Source organism: Acetobacter okinawensis (assembly GCF_002153655.1).
Lineage (GTDB): Bacteria > Pseudomonadota > Alphaproteobacteria > Acetobacterales > Acetobacteraceae > Acetobacter > Acetobacter okinawensis_A.
Genome location: NZ_JOPJ01000088.1, coordinates 1 through 275, shown reverse-complemented (window position 1 = coordinate 275; position 275 = coordinate 1). Strand labels below are relative to the sequence as shown.

The 275-nt window shown below is 56.0% G+C and carries 1 protein-coding gene; it reads right to left on the bottom strand.

Going from position 1 to position 275, the window contains the following annotated elements; all coding sequences use genetic code 11:
- Positions 1–275 (bottom strand): hypothetical protein (locus HK26_RS12845; protein ID WP_143296381.1); only part of this gene is annotated, 275 nt, incomplete at both ends.

The following is a 275-nucleotide window of genomic DNA, read 5'->3' as shown; positions in this document are numbered from 1 at the left end:
GCATAGGTCTGCTGGATTTTCAGGCGTTCGGCCGCCAGTGTTTTTTCCAGATCAGTCAGTTGCTGCTGGTAGGTCACATTGGTGGCGTATGTGTCCCCCAGATAGGAGCGCCAGTTATCCTGTAGCTTCTGAACTTCCTGATCCCCACTCACCTGCTGGTTGAGTAGGTCCGCCCCTTCCTGATTTCCGGTTGCAGCCATGTAGCGTGCCTGCACGGACTGGTCTGCCTGATCCAGTTGGGTTTTGGCGTTGGCCAGCATCTGGGCTGCAATGGT